Source organism: Acinetobacter colistiniresistens (assembly GCF_000413935.1).
GTDB lineage: Bacteria > Pseudomonadota > Gammaproteobacteria > Pseudomonadales > Moraxellaceae > Acinetobacter > Acinetobacter colistiniresistens.
Map to the genome: position 1 here is coordinate 1 of NZ_KE340381.1, position 22,283 is coordinate 22,283.

Annotated in this window: 18 protein-coding genes; 4 read left to right on the forward strand and 14 right to left on the reverse strand. The window is 42.7% G+C overall.

The window, feature by feature from the left end; all coding sequences use genetic code 11:
- Positions 1 to 285: 285 nt before the first annotated feature.
- From F907_RS05395 to F907_RS05345, 11 genes are all read right to left on the reverse strand, one after another.
- Complete coding sequence (locus F907_RS05395) at positions 286 to 984, reverse strand: PqiC family protein (protein ID WP_016652740.1); 699 nt, start codon at positions 982 to 984, stop codon at positions 286 to 288.
- A complete protein-coding gene (locus F907_RS05390; protein ID WP_016652741.1) occupies positions 981 to 2,633 on the reverse strand; it encodes a PqiB family protein in 1,653 nt (550 codons plus the stop codon). The genes F907_RS05395 and F907_RS05390 overlap by 4 nt, the downstream gene beginning before the upstream one ends.
- A gap of 44 nt (positions 2,634 to 2,677) precedes the next feature.
- On the reverse strand, positions 2,678 to 3,448 hold the full coding sequence (locus F907_RS05385; protein ID WP_005273714.1) for a paraquat-inducible protein A: 771 nt from the start codon (positions 3,446 to 3,448) through the stop codon (positions 2,678 to 2,680).
- Positions 3,445 to 4,095, reverse strand: coding sequence for a paraquat-inducible protein A (locus tag F907_RS05380; protein WP_016652742.1), 651 nt, complete (start codon positions 4,093 to 4,095; stop codon positions 3,445 to 3,447). The genes F907_RS05385 and F907_RS05380 overlap by 4 nt, the downstream gene beginning before the upstream one ends.
- A gap of 267 nt (positions 4,096 to 4,362) precedes the next feature.
- Entirely contained in the window at positions 4,363 to 5,853 is a 1,491-nt protein-coding gene (locus F907_RS05375) for an amino acid permease (RefSeq protein WP_016652743.1), read from the reverse strand.
- A gap of 171 nt (positions 5,854 to 6,024) precedes the next feature.
- Entirely contained in the window at positions 6,025 to 6,999 is a 975-nt protein-coding gene (astE, locus tag F907_RS05370; RefSeq protein ID WP_016652744.1) for a succinylglutamate desuccinylase, read from the reverse strand.
- A gap of 34 nt (positions 7,000 to 7,033) precedes the next feature.
- Positions 7,034 to 8,374: an N-succinylarginine dihydrolase gene (gene astB, locus F907_RS05365; RefSeq protein WP_016652745.1), complete on the reverse strand. Its 1,341-nt coding sequence runs from the start codon at positions 8,372 to 8,374 to the stop codon at positions 7,034 to 7,036.
- Positions 8,375 to 8,406: 32 nt separating this feature from the next.
- The gene (astD, locus tag F907_RS05360) at positions 8,407 to 9,876 is read right to left on the reverse strand and encodes a succinylglutamate-semialdehyde dehydrogenase (protein ID WP_016652746.1); all 1,470 of its coding nucleotides are present in this window, start codon (positions 9,874 to 9,876) and stop codon (positions 8,407 to 8,409) included.
- Positions 9,876 to 10,919, reverse strand: a complete 1,044-nt coding sequence (astA, locus tag F907_RS05355; RefSeq protein ID WP_005273701.1) for an arginine N-succinyltransferase — start codon at positions 10,917 to 10,919, stop codon at positions 9,876 to 9,878. The genes astD and astA overlap by 1 nt, the downstream gene beginning before the upstream one ends.
- Positions 10,920 to 10,940: 21 nt before the next feature.
- Entirely contained in the window at positions 10,941 to 12,146 is a 1,206-nt protein-coding gene (locus tag F907_RS05350) for an aspartate aminotransferase family protein (RefSeq protein WP_005273697.1), read from the reverse strand.
- 78 nt (positions 12,147 to 12,224) lie between these two features.
- Entirely contained in the window at positions 12,225 to 13,499 is a 1,275-nt protein-coding gene (locus F907_RS05345; RefSeq protein WP_111804960.1) for a Glu/Leu/Phe/Val family dehydrogenase, read from the reverse strand.
- 224 nt (positions 13,500 to 13,723) lie between these two features.
- Here F907_RS05345 and F907_RS05340 point away from each other — a divergent pair, with 224 nt between their 5' ends.
- Positions 13,724 to 14,146 carry an Lrp/AsnC family transcriptional regulator gene (locus F907_RS05340; RefSeq protein ID WP_016652748.1) on the forward strand — a complete coding sequence of 141 codons (423 nt, stop codon included), beginning with the start codon at positions 13,724 to 13,726 and terminating at the stop codon, positions 14,144 to 14,146.
- 45 nt (positions 14,147 to 14,191) lie between these two features.
- On the opposite strand, the gene F907_RS05335 is transcribed toward F907_RS05340, so the two are convergent.
- Positions 14,192 to 15,892, reverse strand: a complete 1,701-nt coding sequence (locus F907_RS05335; protein ID WP_016652749.1) for an NAD-dependent malic enzyme — start codon at positions 15,890 to 15,892, stop codon at positions 14,192 to 14,194.
- A 676-nt stretch (positions 15,893 to 16,568) separates the two neighbouring features.
- On the opposite strand from F907_RS05335, the gene trbK reads away from it, so the two are divergent.
- Positions 16,569 to 16,655 carry an entry exclusion lipoprotein TrbK gene (trbK, locus tag F907_RS19265; protein ID WP_228129559.1) on the forward strand — a complete coding sequence of 29 codons (87 nt, stop codon included), beginning with the start codon at positions 16,569 to 16,571 and terminating at the stop codon, positions 16,653 to 16,655.
- A gap of 87 nt (positions 16,656 to 16,742) precedes the next feature.
- Here the strand turns inward: trbK and F907_RS05330 are convergent, their stop codons facing one another.
- Together F907_RS05330 and F907_RS05325 are read right to left on the reverse strand one after the other, a co-directional pair.
- Entirely contained in the window at positions 16,743 to 17,585 is an 843-nt protein-coding gene (locus tag F907_RS05330; RefSeq protein ID WP_016652750.1) for an SDR family NAD(P)-dependent oxidoreductase, read from the reverse strand.
- Positions 17,572 to 18,663 (reverse strand): amidohydrolase family protein, encoded by a 1,092-nt coding sequence (locus tag F907_RS05325; RefSeq protein ID WP_016652751.1) that lies wholly within the window; start codon positions 18,661 to 18,663, stop codon positions 17,572 to 17,574. The genes F907_RS05330 and F907_RS05325 overlap by 14 nt, the downstream gene beginning before the upstream one ends.
- Before the next feature lie 466 nt (positions 18,664 to 19,129).
- Here F907_RS05325 and F907_RS05320 point away from each other — a divergent pair, with 466 nt between their 5' ends.
- Both F907_RS05320 and F907_RS05315 read left to right on the forward strand, forming a co-directional pair.
- The gene (locus F907_RS05320) at positions 19,130 to 21,298 is read left to right on the forward strand and encodes a TonB-dependent siderophore receptor (RefSeq protein WP_016652752.1); all 2,169 of its coding nucleotides are present in this window, start codon (positions 19,130 to 19,132) and stop codon (positions 21,296 to 21,298) included.
- Between the two features lie 48 nt (positions 21,299 to 21,346).
- Entirely contained in the window at positions 21,347 to 22,030 is a 684-nt protein-coding gene (locus tag F907_RS05315) for a hypothetical protein (RefSeq protein ID WP_016652753.1), read from the forward strand.
- The last annotated feature ends 253 nt before the right edge of the window (positions 22,031 to 22,283 follow it).

Here is a 22,283-nt window from a genome sequence, read left to right on the forward strand (position 1 = left end):
TTTGAGGGAGACGTTGTGCAGTCTGGACAAAAATATCGGTTAAAACTTCTTCCTGCAAAAACTCTGGGTGGTGTTTACCACGAATAATATTTTTTGCGCTCATCACACATTGATTCATTGTTATACTCTCTTTAATGCTCTGATTCAGCTAAAAGCGAATAGACTATTCGTATGAGCTGTAACTTAAAGAGAACAACTTAAAACAATATTAAAGCTCCAGATGGATATAAAAATTAAAACGTTAAGTGAACAGGTATGATCCGTTTTAACCATATTTCATCTAAATTATGAACAAATAACCCCATTTACGTTGGCCTGAGCTTTTGAATCTGATGCCACAATAGATTGTGCAATCGCATCGACAACTTTGTTCAATGATCCGCTTGCCGCACTGACAATATGCTGTATCTGATTTTGACCTGACAATATCGGTTGACTAAAACTCATACGACAAGCCAACTGCTGATTTTGATTTGAATTTGTATCTAGAGTGATATTAGGATCATTGCGCTTAATGATCCATGCCACCGAGACTTCCACATTTTTATTCGCCGCATCAGAAGCATTCACAATGTCAAAGTGGGAAAAGTCAGTCGCCACACGATAGGACACCTTCCCCCCCGTCATACCACTATTATAGCGATCAACTGCCCCTAGCTTTTGCTGTAAACCTGCTGATAAGTTATCTCTAAGCTCAGCACCGAGGGTCGAAGTCCATCGCTCGTTCTCTAAAATTCTCGATTTGCCCGCAGCGTCCTGCACCACGATTGACACCCGATCAATACGATCAGGTAGACCGACAGGTAGCACCTCAATCACACGAACCTTAGAGCTTGCCAAAGGTGAAACTTTACTTGCCAAAGTATAATAATTGGGTGTGGGCGTACTTGAACATGCGACAACGCCAATCATCGTCAGTACCACAGCTGAGGACTGTATCAATAATGGAAAACAGAACACACCTTTATTTTTTTTAATCATCATTTATTTGCCTCTGCTTTTTTGCCACGAATCAGTGACTCAGGATGTTGCTCAATATAATCTGCCATAAGCTGTAACGATGCTGCTGCTCGAGTCATTTGCTGTAAGGCTTTACGAACATCCTGCTGCATCGGTGCATCGCTAGAGAGAATCGACTCACTGGATTGCATGGTTTTACGCACATCATTCAAGGTTGCTTGCAAGTTTGGAGCAACCTTATCATCAAGCTGTTTCACCAACTTATCCGTAGACTCAATCGTTTTATTCATATTATTAAATGTCTTACGGATATCCTGACCGATTTCTTCTAATGGGAACTTACTGACTTTATCGGCGATCTGTGACACTTGTGCCTGTAAGCCGCTCAGCTCAGTTGCTGTAGTTGGAACTTCTGCACGTCCATCTGCTCGTATTTTTAAAGTCGCGAATTGTGCTTTTGGAAACTTATCAAAGGCAATGTAGTTTTGCCCAGTTAACAGATTTCCTGTGCGCATTTGTGCTCGCCATCCTTTAGTAATAAAGTATTTAAAAATTTCACCATCGGGATCTAACTCTTTGCCATGTGCCAAACGGGATGGATAAATAACCGCATCGACCCGCATACGTAGCTGCGTATAAGACCGATCAAATTCAACATTGATTGCTTTTACATTTCCAATCTCGATGCCCATGAAATCAATTGGTGCACCTGCACTAAGTCCGCGCAGTGATTGATCAAAGTACATGATAATTTGACGTGGTTTACCATCAGGCTCTTTCATAGCCTCTTTGCGAGAATCCGACAAGGTAAAATAACTATGATCTGGAGCGATACTACCCATTGAGTTGTCTGGATAGCCAAATGCAATTCCCCCTGCAACAATACTGGCAAGTGATTGAGTATCTAGGTTAAATCCAGAAGCATTTAAAGTCACATCTACCCCACTGGCTTGCCAGAACCGCGCATCTGTTGTTACGAACTTATCATATGGAGACTGGATAAAAGTTTGAAGTTCAACACTTTTCCCATCAGCAGCCAATTTATAGGCCGTAATCTGCCCAACATTAATTTTTCGATAGTAGATTGGTGCGCCAATATCCAGTGAACCCAGATCTTGAGCCTTCAAGAAAAAAACTTTACCAGGAATATCAGAAGACACTACGGGAGGAACTTCAAGCCCAGTAAACACTTCCTGTTTTTCCTCAGATTTGCCACCATCAACATCAATATATGCACCAGACAATAAGGTATCAATTCCGGAAATCCCACCAGTCCCAACCCGAGGTCTGACCACCCAGAAACGAGAATCTTTTGCTGCAAAATTACTGGCATCTTTACGTAATTCAATTTTAGCAATGATATGAGAACGATCATCAGAAAGGTCAATCTGGCGAACTAGACCAATATCCACCTGTTTATAGCGGACTGTGGTTTTACCTGCGACCAGACCTTCTGCAGTGCGGAAAGACACTTCAATGGTGGGTCCCGTGTCCAACACGGCTTTTGCTGCAAGCGAAAGTGCAATCAACAAGGCAATGAATGGAACCAGCCAAATCAGCGCAGGTCTTAAGCGCCCTTTCTTTTTTTCAGGTTCGGCAAAGACTGTATCATTCTGAGTTGACTCAGTTGCAGTCTGTTCCGAATCTTGGCTATTTTGCGTATTTTCTGACATAGTGATCATTCTTTTATGGGTCAAAAACAGGACTTTGTGCAATCTTAACTGTTCAATTGATGAATTGCCGTTCCTTTTGAGTGATGTACGGGTTGCTCATTGGTATGATGTGTCTTGAAGTAATTATCCCAGATAATTCTAGGATCAAAACTTAGTGATGCAAACATGGTTAAGACCACTACAGCGCCAAAAGCAACAGCGCCTGGTCCTGCCAAAATCGTCGCAAGTGACTGAATCTGGATCAGTGCCGTCAGTAGCGCGACAACAAATACATCGATCATCGACCAACGTCCAATAAATTCCACAATGCGATAGAGCAAGGCGCAATGTTCTGGAGAGAAATGCACTCTGGAAGCCGATTGCATATACACCGCGACGAGTAAAAACATCAGAATCAGCAACTTTAAAATTGGGATAAAAATACTGGCCATAAAAATCACCACCGAGACCAGATAATCCCCGTTTTGCCAGAAATAAATCACCCCACTAATAATGGTATCTTGCTGACGACCCAATAATGAATCCGTCACCGTCATCGGTAATACATTGGCTGGAATGTATAAAATTGCAGCGGCTATCACCAGCGCGAAAGTCCGGTTTAAACTTTGTGGTTTACGTGAATGTAAGGCACTACCACAGCGTACACAATGTGGATGTTCCCGAGCTTCTTGCTGTGCGGAGACTTGATTCAGCCGACCACAACAATGACATTGGATGAGCCCTAGATCTTTTGCTCTTTGATAGTTTTTAACCTGTAAATCTTGCGCTGGAAGATGCGGTGCAATAATCCCGATCTGATCGTCATTCGTGCTCATCCAAGACTCCTATCTACTTCATCCCAGAGATCTTTGATCTTGATCGAAGCAATATAGACCAAAAGTACGCTTAACAAGGTAAAGGCCCAGAGTGCGATGCCAGGAATAACCGTCACCATTCCTACCAGTTTAACCAAGGTCACCAAAACACCGATTAAGAAAACCTCAACCATTCCCCAGATTCGAAACAAGAATAGCGCTCTTAGCGCTAACCTCAGATATTGCGGACGTCGTTTCAATAAACCAATGAAGAACAGAACATAACTCAGTAATAACAGCTCAACCAAGGGAACAATAAATGTGGTGATCAAAATCAAGACCCCGACCAGAGCACGATCAATATGAAACATGGTCCATGCAGCGCCAATCAAGGTCGTTTGCGATGTATTACCTTGCAATTCAACAATCACGATCGGAAAGCTGTTCGCAATCACAAAAACAATCAATGCAGTCAATACCAAGGCCAGCAAAGATGAAAATGAGCGGCTTCGTCGATACAACTCTGCCCCACAACAGGTACAGTAAGCTCGCTCATTGGGTAAAAGATCGATCTTACGATAAATTGCGTCACATTCTTCACAGCCCGCCAATTCAGTTAAGATGACTTTTTGGCCCATTGCTAAAGGCTGATTATTTTTATTCGCCATGCAGTCATGCCCATTTCAAAGACTCGCTATGATTTTAAAAAAACCGACTTAAGTTCTGTTATACCGCTTATTTTTGTAAGCACAACGCATCATGGTCATTCTTACACAATATGTAAACAAATTATCTAAATCAATTCAGTGATCTAATCACACAAGTTTACTGATGAACACGATATTGTGCATCTCTGCGTACAATAAAAAAAACGAATAAAATTGCAAAATTGCCGCAATCTTACTCGTCTAGTTTTTTTTATATAATATTATGATTTAACTAATTTTTTCTTTATAAAACATATAATAGCTTGCATAGCAGGCGATAATGAACAAAATACAGCAGATAAAGCCAACCTGCATCGAAGGGTCTGTCACCATACTAATACAGGTAATCACACAAAATAGGCCACCTAAAATCGGTGTTAATGGAAATAATGGTGCAGCAAATTTAAGATCTTTCACCGTTTTGCCTGATTTAATCCACTGTCTGCGAAAATTAAATTGGCATACACAAATCGAAATCCACACCACCACCATCGTAAAGGCAGCAACCCCCAATAAATTCTTAAAAATTGTTTCAGGTGCAAAATGTTCCGATAATAGTCCCGGAATTGCGCCAAACATGGTCACCATAATCGCAACAATCGGTGTTCCAGAACGGGTTAATTTGGAGAAAACTTTCGGTAACTGATTCTTTGCCGAGAGTGACCACATCATACGTGATGCAGCAAATAAACCCGAGTTCGCTGCGGATAAAAGTGCCGTAATAATAACAAACCGAATGATATCTTCTGCATATGCGATGCCAATATAATTAAATACCGTAACGAATGGACTATTACTCACGCTATTTGAATTAAGGCCAGCCATTTCAAAAGGAAGTAGTGCACAGATCACCACTATGGTACCGACAAAGAAAATCAATAAACGCCAAATTGCAGCATTGATTGCCTTAGGTACCGTTTTCGCTGGCTCTTCGGCCTCACCCGCTGCAACCCCAATCAATTCAGTCCCCGAAAAGGCAAAATTGACAATCAACATAGTCGCAAAAATTGGAAAAATACCATGAGGAAACCAGCCATGTTCGGTGAGCTTACTAAATAATGGTGCTGACTCATGACCATGATAGGAAATAAAGCCAAAGATCGCAGCTAAGCCTAAACCAATAAAACAGATAATGGTCAGCACTTTGACCAAGGACAACCAGAATTCAGACTCAGCAAATAACCGAGTAGAACTGACATTCAAACTAAAGACCAAACCAGCAAACAGCAAAGTCCATGTCCACATGGAAACGGAAGGAAACCATTCCTGCATCAGCAATGCGGCAGCAGTAAATTCAGTCCCCAAAGTTGCCGTCCAAGTCAGCCAATACAACCAAGTAATCATATAGCCTGTGCCTGGTCCAATATAAGTTCTGGCATATTCACCGAATGAGCCTGAAACAGGCATATGTACGGCTAATTCACCCAAACATAACATGACCATATAGGCAATTACGCCACCCAGAAAATAGGAAATAATTGCACCAATGGGGCCCGCCTGAGAAATGACATCACCAGAACCTAAAAACAATCCGGTTCCAATTGCCCCACCCAATGAAATCATGACCAAATGACGTTTGGTCATGGCACGTTTTAAGGGTTTTCCAACCTCGGTCTCTGCACTGGAAATGCCCGATGCGCTGGTTACCTCTTGCTGCGGTACATATGATCCACTCAGGATTTCTCCTGATGAAAATGTCTTTTCATTATTGTTACTCATACACGGTCACTCCAAGTGTATATATGACAACCTATCCTTGCTATTTCACTTTGATAAAAAATGAATATCTAAACGATCTTATTTGACGCGTTTTGTTTTACTGAACATCCATATTCAAACTCCATTTATGTCGATTCCCTGTTGACCTCCACGCAGTGACCCTGCCGAGGTTTATACCATTTCTGTTAAAACTAACCCTGCCCGAAGCCCTGCTTTTACCTTCGGATTAGGAAATAAGATCCAGACCTGCTGATTGTGTGCCACATAATCGCCTGCCTGTTGCGTCGCAATCACTTGGTCTTTCTGAAAAGTTGAGAAATTCGGTGCATCAGCACTGAGGTGCAACTGAAAATCGTCACTTTGCTTTAAAATTGAATCCACCACCTTAAATTGGCGAATCGGACCTTTTTGCCGAACAGGCAATGCTTGATCCGACAACACGGCACGCAACATCTGATCAGTACTGGAAAATTCAGATAAATCATTGGCACCAAAGGGTTTCGCTTTCCCTAACTCCAAAGTACTACTCGCAGCCTGAAAGCGTTCAGTCGTAAAATGGGTAAAGGTTTTGCCTGCTGCATTGTGATAGACCAATGCATCCAGATCAGCAGCCTTAAGAGTTTGAATCAAAAAATCATCATAAGAATGTGTTTGGTAAGGGAATAAGGCAAATACTGGCAATAACGATGCGCGAATCGCAGTATGCAAATCATAATGATAGCGCTGTGCAACTGGATTGCTCTGCTGAAAAAACTGTGCTGTGACTTGCTCTAAATGTGCTGCTCGCTCAGTTTCCTGATCCTGAATTAAATGCTGATATGCACCACAGAACATGCGGTTCATATCATTCTCCAGATAACGTACCCCATGACGGATCGCCTCAGGATTACCCAAAACGAAAAGTACCTGTACCGCAAGTACTAAACGCTCAGCAAATAAGTCGTGAATGATCTGATCCAATAGCTCGATGGGTGCAGTTTCATTGCCATGAATGCCTGCCGAAAGTACGATGGTTTTTCCATAGCCAGTCTTGGGTGTACATTGCAATAGCCCTTCACCTAGCCACTGCCATGTAAATCCTGCTGTTTCACCTTGCATCTGCACAGGCATTTTCTGCGCGAGTGTCAACGCCAATAGATCAACCATGTACTTTCATCCTTAAAAGCTGTTATTTAATGTTTTATCTCTGGAAGTGATAAACCGAACCTAATGCCAAAATTTTTGTGAGCTCATCCAGTGCCGTACGGCTCTCAATCAATAAACTTGGATCAGCCAGATCATCCTGCGTTAACTCATCACGATAATGCTGATCCACCCACTGATTTAAGGTTTTGAACAAAGCATCATTCATAAACAAGTTCGGATTTACGGCATTCAGTTCAGCTTCATTCACAGCAACCCGCAATCTCAAACATGCTGGCCCACCGCCATTACGCATACTTTCACGCAAATCAAACACCTTGATGTCATCAATTGGCGTTCCCATTTGAATCATGTCAGTCAAATAGCTCCACACAGCTTGGTTGTGACGTGATTCTTCTGGTACCACAATGCTCATGCCACCATCAGCACGCGTTAAAATCTGGCTATTAAATAAATACGTTGAGACTGCATCTTCAACCGTCACACGATTGTCTGGCACTTCAATCGAAATAAACTCTTGCTCGATCCCTGCCATTTTTCTACGGATGTCATCCAAGGCCGCAGCCTGATTCAAAAATGCCTGTTGATGATGGAATAACACCTGCTGATTACTCACGGCGATCACATCGTTATGAAATACACCTTGATCAATCACATCTGGATTCTGCTGTATGAACACTGTGCGTTTCGCATCTAAACGATGTAAACGTGCAATTGCTTCACTTGCCTCACGGGTTTGACGCGCAGGAAATTTCTGCGGTGCAACCGTTCCACCTAGTTGCTGTTGTCCATAGACAAAAACCTGTACACCTGCCTGATCGTATGCGCCACCAAGACGGTTATGATTGGCTGCACCTTCATCCCCAAATAAAGCTGCTTCTGGCAAGGCTTCATGGTGCGCGAAATATACATCATTATTGAACATGGCTTGAAGAATACGGGTGGTCGTATGATGCTCAATTGATCGATGAAACTTATTATTTAAGTTTGCCGCAGTAAAATGCATACGCCCATCAGCACTATCTGCCGATGGAGACACCGTACATGAGTTGGCGGTCCACATCGATGATGCTGAACTCAGTGATGACAATAAGGCTGGCGCAGTACGCATGGCTTGGGTAATGACATCAATATCACTGCCCGTAAAGCCCAAACGGCGGAGCGTTGGCACATGTGGGCGCTCTTGCGGTGCGAACACACCTTGCTTGAGACCTAAATCCGCAAGCGCCTTCATTTTTTTCAAGCCTTGTTTTGCGGCTAATTTCGGATTTGATGCATTATTACGGTTTTTAGTCGATGCAACATTACCGAATGATAAGCCTGCATAATGGTGCGTCGGCCCAACCAAACCATCAAAATTGATTTCATAACCTGACATGTTCTTCTCCCTGTGTCCCGATACCCGCTGACTTACAGCACAATGCCCGGTGATAATTTTGAAGGTAAGCTAACGCCCTCACTTTCCAGTGATGCCATTGGCCACGCGCTATAATCTGCGGCATAGAAGGCACTGGCACGGTGGTTACCCGAAGCACCGACCCCACCAAAAGGTGCTGCACTTGAAGCACCTGTCAATGGCTTATTCCAGTTCACAATCCCCGCACGTGCCTCAATCAGTACACGCTCAAACAAATCACGATCAGATGAAACCAAACCTACGGCCAAACCAAAACGGGTGTTATTGGCAATATTCAAGGCTTCATCGAAACTGTTGTAGCGATAGATCGTAGTAAGTGGTCCAAAGTATTCATCATCAGGAATGGCATTGACTTGCGTTACATCTAAAATGCCAGCAGTGAGTAATGAGCTGTCTGCTTGTGGACGTGTCATTTCTAAGAGAGGTTTGGCACCCAGAGCAATCAATTTGCTTTGTGCCGCTAACATTTTTTCAGCCGCATGTGCAGAAATGACCCCACCCATAAACGGTTGTGGTTCAGCATTCCACGCACCCACCACCAGATTTTTAGCCACATCCACAAAACGTTGAATGAAGGCATCTCCATTGGCACCTTGCTTGACAATAATACGGCGCGCACAAGTACAACGTTGCCCCGCAGAAACAAAGGCGGACTGGATTGCTAAGTTCACTACGGCATCGATATCGCTGGCTTCATCAATGATCAGGGCATTATTACCGCCCATTTCCAAAGCAAGAATTTTTTCAGGCGCACCAGCCATTTGCTTATGCAAGTGATAACCCGTATTGGCACTGCCGGTAAACAGTAAACCATCAATGTGCTCAGCAGCCGCTAATGCCTCTCCGGTACTGCGTCCACCTTGTACAATATTCAGCACACCTTTTGGTAGACCTGCCTGTTGCCATAATTTTGCAGTTTCTTCAGCCGTCCAAGGGGTCAGTTCACTTGGCTTAAATACCACCGTATTACCCGCAATCAGTGCAGGAACAATATGACCATTGGGCAAATGACCCGGAAAGTTATAAGGACCAAATACCGCAAGTACACCGTGTGGACGATGACGTAAAGAAGCAATCCCGTCTGGCATTTCAGTTTCACTAAAACCCGTACGTTGATGATAGGCGCGAATCGAAATCGCCACTTTACCAACCATCGATTGCACTTCAGTCAAAGTTTCCCAAAGCGGTTTACTGGTTTCCTGACTAATCACTTCAGCCAATTGGGTTTTATTCTGTTCAAGTAAAGCAGCAAAACGTTCAATAATCGCAATACGATCTTCCAGTGCTAACCGAGCCCATGCCGGGAAAGCCTGTCTTGCTGCATCACATGCCTGATTCACATCAGCTTGGCTTGCTTCATGTCCCGCCCAAATTTGCTGATTGTTAACTGGGTTGGTTTTTTGAAATGCGGCTCCTTGTCCTTGGACCCAAGCACCATCAATCAATAATGTACCTTGTGACATTAGTTGTTCTCCATTTTTTCTAATGCTAAAACGCGCACTTCATCCTGTTCATTGACATTCAGAGCTTGAGCTTGTGCAACTGTTAATTGCAAAGTATCGCTCTCGCTGACTTTGTTCATAATCAGCAACACGCAGTAATCTTTATATTGGTCGTTGGCAACCAAGTAATGTGTTTCTGTCGTTTCAACTTGCTCAACAATGCTAACTTTGAGCAAACGGCTTTCATTCACTGCCCGTAAATCGGCAGTATTGGCTTCCAAGGTTGGACCTGCATCAAAAATATCGACATAGCCTTGATATTTAAGACCTTCTGACATCAACACCTTTGCTGCTGGCAGCGTATGTGGATGTACTTCTGCAATCACCCGACGAGCCTCTAAGCTCAGCAAGTCTACGTAGACGGGAAATCTTGGCATCAGTTCCGCAATAAAGACTTTCTGTCCAGTTCCACTTAAATAATCCGCAGCCGCAAAATCCATATTAAAAAATAGGTTGCCTAATGAATCCCAAAATGGTGAATGCCCATTTTGATCGGAAAAGCCCCGCATTTCGGCAATCAGTCTTTCTTCAAAAAAACTACGGAATGCTGCAATAAACAGAAAACGAATTTTAGATAAAAACTTACCGTTCTGATTTTTGCGATATTCAGGGTCAAGGAACAAAGTACACAGTTCACTACAGCCCGTATGGTCATTACTTAAAAACAAGGTGTCAAAAGCCTTATATACATTTAAAGCTTTAGAGGCGTGCACCTGCTTTGCCACACGAAAGTTGTAAAATGGCTCATTCAATCCAACAGCGACTTCAATTGCACTAACACCCACAATTTTGTGAATGCTGGTGTCTTCCAATACAAACAGATAACTTGCCTCACACTTTTCGGCTAAGCCATCCAAAGTGCGAGTGGTACGTGTAATACGTTCAGCCAAGATGTCTTTATTTGGGGGTAAGGAAGTCAGGCCAATGCCAGACTCCCCCGCTCGTTGCGCTAAACGATAAATATCATCTAAGTCCCGATGCGCTGCATGTCGAACAATCATCATGGGCAGATGCTCACGGCAGACTTAGAGACGTGCTAATGCACGGGTAAAACGGTTTAGACCTTCATCAATATCCTGTTGTGGAATGATCAGTGAAGGAGTAAAACGAACCACATCAGCACCCGCCACCAAAGCCAGTAATCCTTCTTCACCCGCCAGTGTGACGATATTTTTTGCTTTGCCTGCATGCTCATCTTTCAGCACACAGCCAATCAATAGACCTTGTCCACGGATTTCTTTGAACAACCCATATTCCGCATTGATTTTGTTTAGGGCATCAATGAAATATTGATGACGTTGCTTTACACCATCTAAAACTTCAGGCGTATTGATCAATTCAAATACCGCACCTGCCACCGCACAAGCCAATGGGTTACCACCATAGGTGGTCCCGTGATCGCCTACTGCATACATGTTGGCATAATGGTCTGTGGTGATCATTGCACCAATTGGAAAACCACCGCCCAATGCTTTTGCCGTAGTCAAAATGTCAGGAGTAACACCCGTGTTCATGTAGGCATATAAGGAACCTGTACGACCCACACCGGTTTGTACTTCATCAAAAATCAGTACCGCACCTTTTTCATCACAGAGTGCACGTAAACCTTTTAAGAACTCAATATCTGCTGGAAGAACACCACCTTCACCTTGAATCGGTTCTACAATCACCGCACAGGTATTGTCAGTAATCACGGCTTTCGCAGCTTCAAGATCATTAAAAGCAGTATGTTCAATGCCACCTGGTAATGGTGCAAAATCTTGAGAATATTTTGGCTGACCGCCCGCTGTTACGGTAAATAAGGTACGACCATGAAAGGCATTTTTAAAAGCTACGATCTGGTTCTTATTTGCATTGCCACTGAGTAAACCTACTTTACGCGCCAGTTTTAATGCGGCTTCATTGGCTTCGGCACCAGAATTACAGAAAAAGACCTTATCGGCAAAAGTGCTATCGACCAATTGCTTGGCAAGGCGTAATACTGGTTCATTGGTATAACCATTGCCGATATGCCATAATTTTTGCGCTTGCTCAGTCAGGGCTTTTACTGCAACAGGATGTGCATGGCCTAAAGCATTTACCGCGATCCCACCTGCAAAATCAATATATTCTTTATCGTTTTGATCCCACAGACGTGAACCTTCGCCACGCACTAAAATGAAATTTGCCGGGGCAAAAACGGGAACCATCCACTCATTAAAGTTGCTACGTGTAATTGCGACTTCGCTCATTTTATTTACTCACTTCCTGTTTAATCTTCAGGCTTATTGAATGCTCAACAAGCCCTTTACTTTCATTTTTTGAATTGCTTAACCTGGGAAAATACCGCGCTCTTTGCGCGCTTTCAGAATACGCTCACAGGCCAAGATATATGCTGCCGTCCGCAAGCTACATTCTTTCTGTGCTGCGGTATTCCATACATCAGCAATGGCTTGGATCATCAGTTTGTCTAGACGCTCATTGATCTCGTCTTCGCTCCAGAAGTAACTCGCCATATCTTGAACCCATTCAAAATAACTGACGGTTACACCACCTGCGTTACAGATCACATCAGGTACAACGGTAATGTCACGACTGACAAACACGTCATCGGCTTCTGGATAGGTTGGGCCGTTGGCACCTTCAAGTACGATTTTGGCTGTTAGTTTTTGTGCGCGTTCAACGGTAATCTGGCTTTCCAATGCTGCTGGAATCAGGATGTCCATCTCAACCGTCCAGAACTCTTCATCTGAAATCACGGTTGAATCCGCAAAGCCCATCACACCGCCTGTTTCAAGCACATGTTTTTGCAACGCTTTAACATCCAAACCTTCTGGATTAAAAATCGTGCCTGTATGGTCTTGTACCGCAACAATTTTTGCACCTGCATGGCTAAACAAATAAGCTGCTTCATTGCCCACGTTACCAAAGCCTTGTACAGCGACTTTGCTGCCTTCAACAGGTAATTTAATACGCTCTGCAACTTGCATACCGGTCACGAATACACCACGACCTGTGGCACGAACACGACCAAGTGAACCACCTAAATGTACTGGCTTTCCAGTCACTACACCTGTGACGGTATGACCTTTGATACTTGAATAGGTATCCATCATCCAGCCCATGATGTTGGCATTGGTGCCGACATCTGGCGCAGGAATATCAATTTGTGGACCAATAATTGGGCTGATTTCACTGGTAAAACGGCGGGTTAAACGCTCTAATTCACGTGGTGAAAGCTCTTTAGGATTCACGCGAATACCACCTTTAGCCCCACCAAATGGCAAGTTAAGCACCGCAGTTTTAATGGTCATCCATGCAGACAATGCCATGACTTCGTTTAATTCAACATCTTGGTGATAACGAATACCGCCTTTACCTGGACCACGTGATAAATTGTGTTGTACGCGGTAACCTTCAAAATGACGGATTGAGCCATCATCCATCACGATTGGTACATCGACAATCAGGGTACGTTTTGGCGTTTTCAGTGTGTTGACAAAGTTGCTGAGGTCGGCATCCAAATAAGGTGCCACTCGATCGACCTGAGTGAGAAAAGTTTGCCAAGCACTGCCATTTTGAGCCGCATATGATAAAGACATCATCTATTCCTTAATTAATCCATTGTCCCTGTTATTCACAGATTCCCTTTATTTCAGGGCATCCTACCCCATTCTCCCTGGTGTGCATTTTTGTGCTTTTTTGCAAAAGTAAAAATGCTTGGGGTGCTGTATAGTCATTATTATTAAGAATCAAATTGATTCACAAAATTTGTTATAATGATTAAAATGAATTATTTTTTATCACTTTGCTAATAGTAAATATCAAAATGAACAATATCGATCATATTATATTAGGATTACTCAAAGACAATGCACGGATGTCGATTACCGACTTAGCAGCAAAAACACGTGTGTCGCGTGCCACGGTACAAAAGCGAATTGAATACATGGAATCAACCGGTGTCATCACGGGTTATACGGTACGTTTCCGTCCAAATACCGAGAAGAATATTATCCGGGCCTGGATGAATATTATGGTGGAAGGTACACGGGCTCAGGCTGTTATTCGGGAGTTGCGCCTAGAGTCCGCTGTGGAACGTCTACATACCACCAATGGCAAGTGGGATCTGTTGGTGGAACTACAATCCGACAGCTTAGAGAATTTCGATAAAGCGTTGGAGCGAATCCGAAATATTTCAGGCATTTATAATAGTGAAACCAGCATTTTACTCTCCACCTACAAAACCTAAAAAAGGGACTCTATTCAGAGTCCCTTTTTTGCATCAGCTCATGGCTTAATAACCGACACGGCGATAACTACGATATTCAGGCGTCCAGAAATTATCTTCAATCGCTTGTTTCAGGACGTCATTGCTCAATGGCACTGCCAAACCATCAGCCATAGCCGCTTTTGCTACTTTAAAAGCAATAAATTTTGACACTTGTTGAATATCGTTGATATTCGGCAATAAGTCTGCTGCTGCATTGTTCAAACGTGGTGAACAATCGGCCAAGGCAGTACTTGCAGCCATCAACATCGAGTCACTGATATGGGTTGCGCCACATGCAATCACGCCTAAACCAATCCCTGGGAAAATATAGGAGTTATTACATTGGGCAATGCTATACACCTTGCCTTGGTAATAGACGGGTGCAAATGGACTGCCTGTTGCCACAATTGCAGCACCTTGAGTCCACTCAATGATATCTTTGGGTTGTGCTTCAACCTGTGAGGTCGGGTTCGACAATGGCAAGACAATCGGATGTTTATAATATTTGGCTAAGGTTTTAATCACATCTTCACTAAACAGGCCTGCCTGACCAGAAACGCCAATCAAGATACTCGGTTTGGCATTTTTCACCACATCCAATAAAGCGACATTGTCACCGCTATATTCCCAAGTCGCAATTGCATCGACAGGTGTTGCAAGTTTTTGTTGGAAGTCGAGTAAATTCGGTTGCTGATCTGTCATTAAGCCAAAACGATCCACCATAAAGATACGTGAACGTGCTTCATGATCACTCAGGCCTTCATCCATCATTTGTCTGACGATCTGTTCGGCAATCCCGCAACCTGCTGAACCTGCACCGACAAAAGTAACGGTTTGGTCTTTCAGTTGTTTGCCTTGCGCGCGTGATGCGGCAATCAAGGTCGCAACAGTCACTGCCGCAGTGCCCTGAATGTCATCATTGAAACAGCAAATTTTATCGCGGTATTGAGTCAATAAAGGCATGGCATTGGTTTGTGCAAAATCTTCGAACTGAATCAACACATCCGGCCAGCGTTGACGCACTGCCGTAATAATTTGCTCAACAAATTCATAATATTGCTCGCCACGAATACGTGGCTGTTTCCAACCCATATAGATTGGGTCATCCAGCAATTCTTGGTTATTGGTTCCGACATCAATGGTAATCGGCAAGGTATAGGCAGGACTAATCCCCCCACATGCGGTATAGAGCGACAATTTACCAATTGGAATGCCCATGCCACCAATACCCTGATCGCCAAGACCTAAAATACGCTCACCATCGGTAATCACAATCACCTTAACGTTTTTCTTATTCACATTATGGATAATTTGATCGATGTATTGACGTTCTGGATAGGAAATAAAAATACCACGATGGCGACGGTAGATATCCGAAAAGCGCTGACAAGCCTCACCAACGGTAGGCGTATAAATGATCGGCAGCATTTCATCTAAATGCTGACTCAATAAATTATAGAACAGCGTTTCATTGGTATCTTGAATATTTCGCAAATAAATATGCTTATTCAAGTCGCTATCGAATGAAAGGTACTGTTGATATGAACGTTGGGTCTGCTCTTCAATATTCTCAATATTGTAGGGAACGAGTCCATGTAAGTTAAAATTCTCGCGTTCTTCTTCAGAAAATGCAGAGCCTTTATTTAGCAGAGGGAGTTCTAAAAGAGCATTTCCAGCATAGTGAATATATAAAGGTTTTTTGGTTTTACTCGGGTTCACAGACATACCTGACTCTTTAGACTCTCTCTCAAATGTACGAAAAATGGATTGGCTGAAGCACTTTAAAAAAAGGCTTTGGCATGGGCAATAATTTACACCAATCGAAGCCCGAAGCCGAATAATCTGACGGTATGTAAAGTGATTCAACATTTAGTAAATAAATAGTAGTGCCTATTTTGGATCATTTTTTAATCTTCCATGCAACATTTTGAATTATTTTTGCGACATTGAGACTTTAGAATTGTAGTGAAATCGTTTGATACATGGTTTAACACAAATGAAAGCCTGACCCTCAGCCAGCATAGCCATTTATCCAACTTACTGTTTTGCTCTCTCCTGCTTTGTTATTATGCCCGCTTGTGTAATGAGCAAAATGATAGACCGATCAATAAAACAAGGTTCACAGCCATTAAACCCTCTAAAACACTACAAAATGGGACAATTTTTCTCAATCTCTTGCAAATAAGCCTCAATTTTATATGATTTTGAGTGAAAGCATTGCTCTCCCAATAACCTCCTTGTTTAACAGTGGGCAATGCCTTCACCCATAAAAATCAAACAGAGACGGAAATAACATTTACACCACCCAGATCAATTTCATACAACTGAGAAAGCAATAGGTTGTTAAAATATAAGGTTTTTATATAAAAAAATAAGCGTTATTCTTTTTCTAATATTCTTTATCTCAGCTTGTTCAGAAAAAATACCTGAGGTTAATGTTGAAAACTGCAAACGTGAAAACATTGTAAAGATCAAGAAAGAAGGTTGAGCTTAACCTTCTTTTATGCACCTTAAAGCCATGAAGTTACCTTCTTTTGAATACAGCCTCAATGATTGAGAGAGCAGCTCAAGCATTTTAAGCTTTCTTTTTTTTACTTTTCTTGCTAAAAAAACTCAAAGCATACGAATAATGGGTCGGGGTAATACGCTGAATCAAATCCAGAACTTTGGCATCATTACCAATCAAGATCCGCGCTTTATCCGCTTTCACTGCATCTAGAATGACTTTAGCCGCCTGCTCTGGTGGGGTTTTTAAGACTTTATTAAATGCCTGACTGGCCTTAGCTGGATTCATGCCTAAACTGCGAATACTGTCACTCATGCGGGCACTGTTGGCAATATTGGTGCGGATACCGCCTGGATGCACACAGGTTGCACTGAGGCCCTCATTTTGAAGTTTCAGCTCTTGTCTTAAAGATTCCGTAAAACCACGAACAGCAAATTTGGTCGCATTATAAGCGCTTTGCGTTGGCTGTGCGGTTAAACCAAACAGACTGGAAATGTTAATGATATGCCCTTCGCCACTTTGCTTGAGATAAGGCAAGAACTCTTTAGTGCCATAAACGACACCCCAAAAATTAATCTTGAAAATCCATTCCAGTTCTTCATAGCTCATGCCTTCCACCGTGCTGGCTAAGGCCACGCCTGCGTTATTGAAAATCAGGTTGATCTTGCCATGTGCCTTGAAGCTGTCTGCTGCCCAATGACGAACGGCCTGCTGATCTGATACATCCAACTGAGTCAAGCTAACTTTGACTGGATATTGCTGTACTAAAGCCTGTGTTTCTGCCAATCCTTTTTCATTGACATCACTTAAGGCTAAATGTGCCCCTTGCTGCGCCAATAAAATCGCCAGTTGTTGCCCAATTCCTGACCCTGCACCCGTAATTGCAGCGACTTTTTGATTAAAATTTTTCATGTGATGACTCTATTTTAAGTTGATAAAAATGAGCAGCGTTTTGTCTAAACATGGCATGTAAAGCCTGCTCACCGTAAGGACTTAACATTTGGATATAAGCTTGAATTAAGTCAACCAAAGCAACGTTGGGTTTATCCATCGGAAAATTAGAAGCAAACATAATGCGATTGATTCCAAAAACCTGAATCGCATGTTGCAGCATTGGATTTAGTAAATTGACAATTTCAGAGATTGTTGCCGTTCGCTGTTGCTGATAAAAGCGATGTCCAAGTACAGGCATCATCAAGCCTGATATTTTGGCATAGACATTTTTCTGCTCGGCGAGGCGTGCCAAATCCTGTTGCCATTGCTGAAAAATCGCCATCCGTTGTGCTGGCGTTTTTCCTGTACGTTTACCCACGGCGCCAAATAGTCCCGCAGGTGTTGCCAAATGGTCGACCACAATCCGTGTTTGAGGGAATTGCCGAGCCAAGGCTGTTATCTCGGATAATTGTGTTGAGTAGCCCCATGCATCAAAGGACAAATCCAGTCGTGCCAGTTGTTCAAAGCCTTTGAGAAATTTTTTGTGCTGATATAAATGCGGCCGATCACACCAACGATAAATACCAGTGTCCTCATGCCACGCTGCCATTTTTCGAATACCACGAAATAGCGGACTTGCCTCTTGATGTGCGTTAAGAATGTCTTTGAATTTCCGGTCTCGGGGATCCGCTGTTGCAACAATGGCACCGAGCTTTAAGCCTTGCGCTTTAAAGTCTAATTGCTGAATCCACTGGGTTTCTTCCACTACCCCAAAGCCTTTGTGATGATGCCAATTGGCTTCAACATGCACCACACGTTCCACTGAGAATGGCGCGCTGTCGGCGTGATAATTTTCAGGCAAATAAGGACTTAAAGCATATTGTGTGATTCCTAAACTTTCCAACAAGGGTTTAGGTTTGACCCAGCGAATGACTCGATCCATCGCAGCAGGATATTTCCCTAAAACTTTGACCAATAATGCTGCTGAATGAGGGGTGTGATAAGGGTCCCACTGATGAATATGAGGATCAATTATTGCAAAATCTAATCTTTTCATTTTTAGACTCTATGTCATTTTAAATATTGTACTTTGAGTTTTATGCATCCATGCTTCATCTTACTTATGTTCTCACTCATCCCGATCATTTAAGCCTACTGAACAAGTCATTATGCATAAAATGATTTATTTAAATATTGAACTATGAATGACATTCATTGCCATGTTCCGACAAAGCATAAATAATGAAATAATTATAATAAATTTTATAAGCTTACGAATATGTTCTTTTCAATAACGGCCCTCTTTTTTTCTTGAGTAAAAATAAAATCATTTTTTAAAAATAATGAACGCATTATCAATTGTTTAATTTTTTTCATTGCCTTACTGCGGCTTAAGTTCTTGTAAATGATTCTTATTTAAATATACTTAAGCACTTTCTATGGCCTTGCATATGTCGCCGTCTGCTTAAATGGCCATGCCTCTCCTGCCTCAACTTCATGTTCTGTATCGCTCAGGTATGCTTATGTCTGCTTTCTCCCCACGTAAAAATCTCATTACTGTTGAAATTTTAAAACATAGCAGTCCTTTGCTGTTATCTCTCCTTCCAGTTGCGTCATGGGCAGAAACGGCAGTGGTTCAACCCACGCAACTAGAGACCATTAGCGTGCAGGCTGAATCCAGCACAGGTTATATTGGATCACAATCAACATCGACCTTGAGAGGCAATCAAAAAAATCTGGAAAGTCCACAAACAGTCAACGTGGTGTCTAAGCAGTATGTGAAGGATTATATGCCTGCAAACTTAGACAATGCACTGACTCAAGTGAGTGGTATTACCCAAGGCAATACATTAGGGGGCACTCAAGATACCGTGATGAAACGCGGATTCGGCGATAATCGTGACGGTTCAATTACCGTCAATGGTATGCCGATTGTACAAGGTCGCACCATGAATGCCGCCGTTGAACAAGTTGAAGTGTTAAAAGGCCCAGCTTCTTTACTTTATGGCATCATGGACCCAGGGGGTGTGGTCAATGTTATTACTAAAAAACCTGAACGTACACAAAAAACCGAGCTTTCAGTTTATGGGTCAAGTTTTGCTGCCGGTAAAAATGGTTTAGGTGCCAGTCTGGATACCACGGGTGCAATTAATGACAGTAACTTTGCCTACCGCTTTATTGCAGATCATTCAGATGCGGACTACTGGCGTAATTTTGGCAATCTAAAGCAGACCTTGATCGCCCCATCCTTAGCTTGGGATAATGGCCAAACCAAAGTCAATCTCAGCTATCAGTATCGTGACTTTGATGTGCCCTTTGATCGTTCCACTATTTTTGATCCTAACACCAAGAAAGCCTTGCCGATCTCAAAATATCAACGCCTAGATGAAGCCTTTAACCAAATGAAAGGCGAAGCTCATCTGGCACAATTGCTGGTTGACCATCAAATTAATGATACTTGGTCAGCGCATTTGGGCTATAGCTATAACTATGAAACCTATGATGCCAACCAGTTACGTGTAACCAAGTTAAATACAGCCAATCATACGGTGACACGTCGTACCGATGCGACCTTAAATGCAGAAAGTGTCGATAGTAATGCCCAAGCCTATCTTAATGGCTCAGTCAATTTACTTGGCTTAAAGCATGATCTTCAAATTGGTTCAGATATCGAATACCGTAAATATTTCCGTCCAGATATGGTCCGTGGTGATACTTCAACTTTAGATTATTTAAATCCAAAGTTTGGTACTGTTGAAGCCTCTCGGAATATCGTGGCATCCGATAGCGACCAAACTGATAAACTACATACCTATGGTTTTTATCTACAAGATGCAATTCACTTAAATGATCAATGGATTGCAGTATTGGGTGGCCGTTACCTCAATTATCAACAGACTGCTGGGCGTGGCCGACCGTTTAAGGAAAACACCAACAGCAAAGATGATGCTTGGCTGCCCCATGCAGGTTTAGTTTACCAATGGAATGACCAGCTTTCCTTCTATGGCAGTTATACCGAATCACTTAAGCCATCGTCTTCTATCGCGCCTTTAGGTGGCAATGCAGTCATTGATGCAAACGTGAGTCCTGAACAAGCAAAATCCTATGAAATCGGTGCAAAATACCAACTCAATGATCGTATCAAAGCCAATTTTGCGCTCTATGATATAAAAAAACGTAATGTGCTCGCCAAAATAACCAACGCCGCAAAAGAAGTCGAACTGCACACCACAGGTGCCGTACGTTCTAAAGGTGCTGAACTCGACCTTACCGGCCGTCTGACCGATCAGCTTGATGCAACCCTGACCTATGCCTATACCGATGCCAAAGTCACTGAAGATGAAATTGGTCTACAAGGCAATCGTTTGAGTAATGTCGCACGAGATACTGCGTCGCTTGCTCTGGCCTATAATTATGGTGAACTTTATCAAGGCAACTTACGTTTAGGTCTCAGTGGTAATTATGTGGGTAAACGCGCAGGTGATTCAGAAAATACCTTTGATTTGCCTGAGTATACATTGGCGAATGCCTTTATCAGCTATGACACCACTATTGCCAAACAAGCAGTCAACTTCCAATTTAATTTAAATAATCTCTTTGACAAAACCTATTACACCGCCAGCGTCAATAATCTGGCCGTATCTCAAGGTGATTCTCGCCAAGCAGTATTGCGTGCAACCTTTAAATTCTAAAACATGACCTCAGCGCAGCAAATTCATTACTGCGCTTTTGAGATTAATATGAAAAAGCTAATTTCTATCATGGCGGTGATCATTGCATTCTGTGTATGGACATCCTCTATTTATGCCCAAACCCGAATTGCACTGGTTTCTCAGATCAATGGCGCATCCTCAGCCACAGATGTTGCGATTCAAAAATACTTACAGCACCAAGGCTATCAGGTTGAAATATTCGATCAATCGATTTCCCCTGACCGTTTAAAAAACACCGATCTGGTGCTGATCTCCTCAACGGTGGCTTCCAAAAATCTGCAATCAGGTTGGCGACAACTGCCGATTCCCCTGATGACATGGGAAAATGATTATCTGGATGATCTGGCCATGACTGGCAAACGAATCCATACCGATTTTGGCGAGGTTGAAAAAGAACGTTACTTATGGCTGGTCAATGCCCCACACCCCTTGTCTGCACAACTCTCGGCAGGGACGCATAATGTATACAAAGCACAAGCGCCAATGAGTTGGGGGAAACCTGGATTAGGTGCCACCATTATCGCGACCATTTATGGGCAACCTGAAAAAGTGGCAATCTGGGGCTATGAAAAAGGTGCAACCATGGACTATGAATCACTTGCCCCAGCAAAACGGCTAATGTTTTTTCTCAACAATGATACCTTTACCAATCTATCAGCAGAGGGTTTAAAACTGTTTGATGCCGCGATCCAATGGTCACTGAGGAAGTAAAAGCCCTGCTTAGATTTCAGTTTGCCAGAACTGGTGCAGTTAAACAGGCATCAGTTCAATCCGCTCCAAACCATAGATTTCACCAAAGATATCAATCCATCGGTCACTATCAAAAAAAGATATCGGTTAATCCCCGTTTATCATGTTCTGCTCTCATTCCATACCTTTGTCCTTAAAAGTATTTCTGCAAAAACTTTGGCATTTCATTTATTGTGAATACAAAACACCAATAATCTTTTGAGAAGATTTAGAT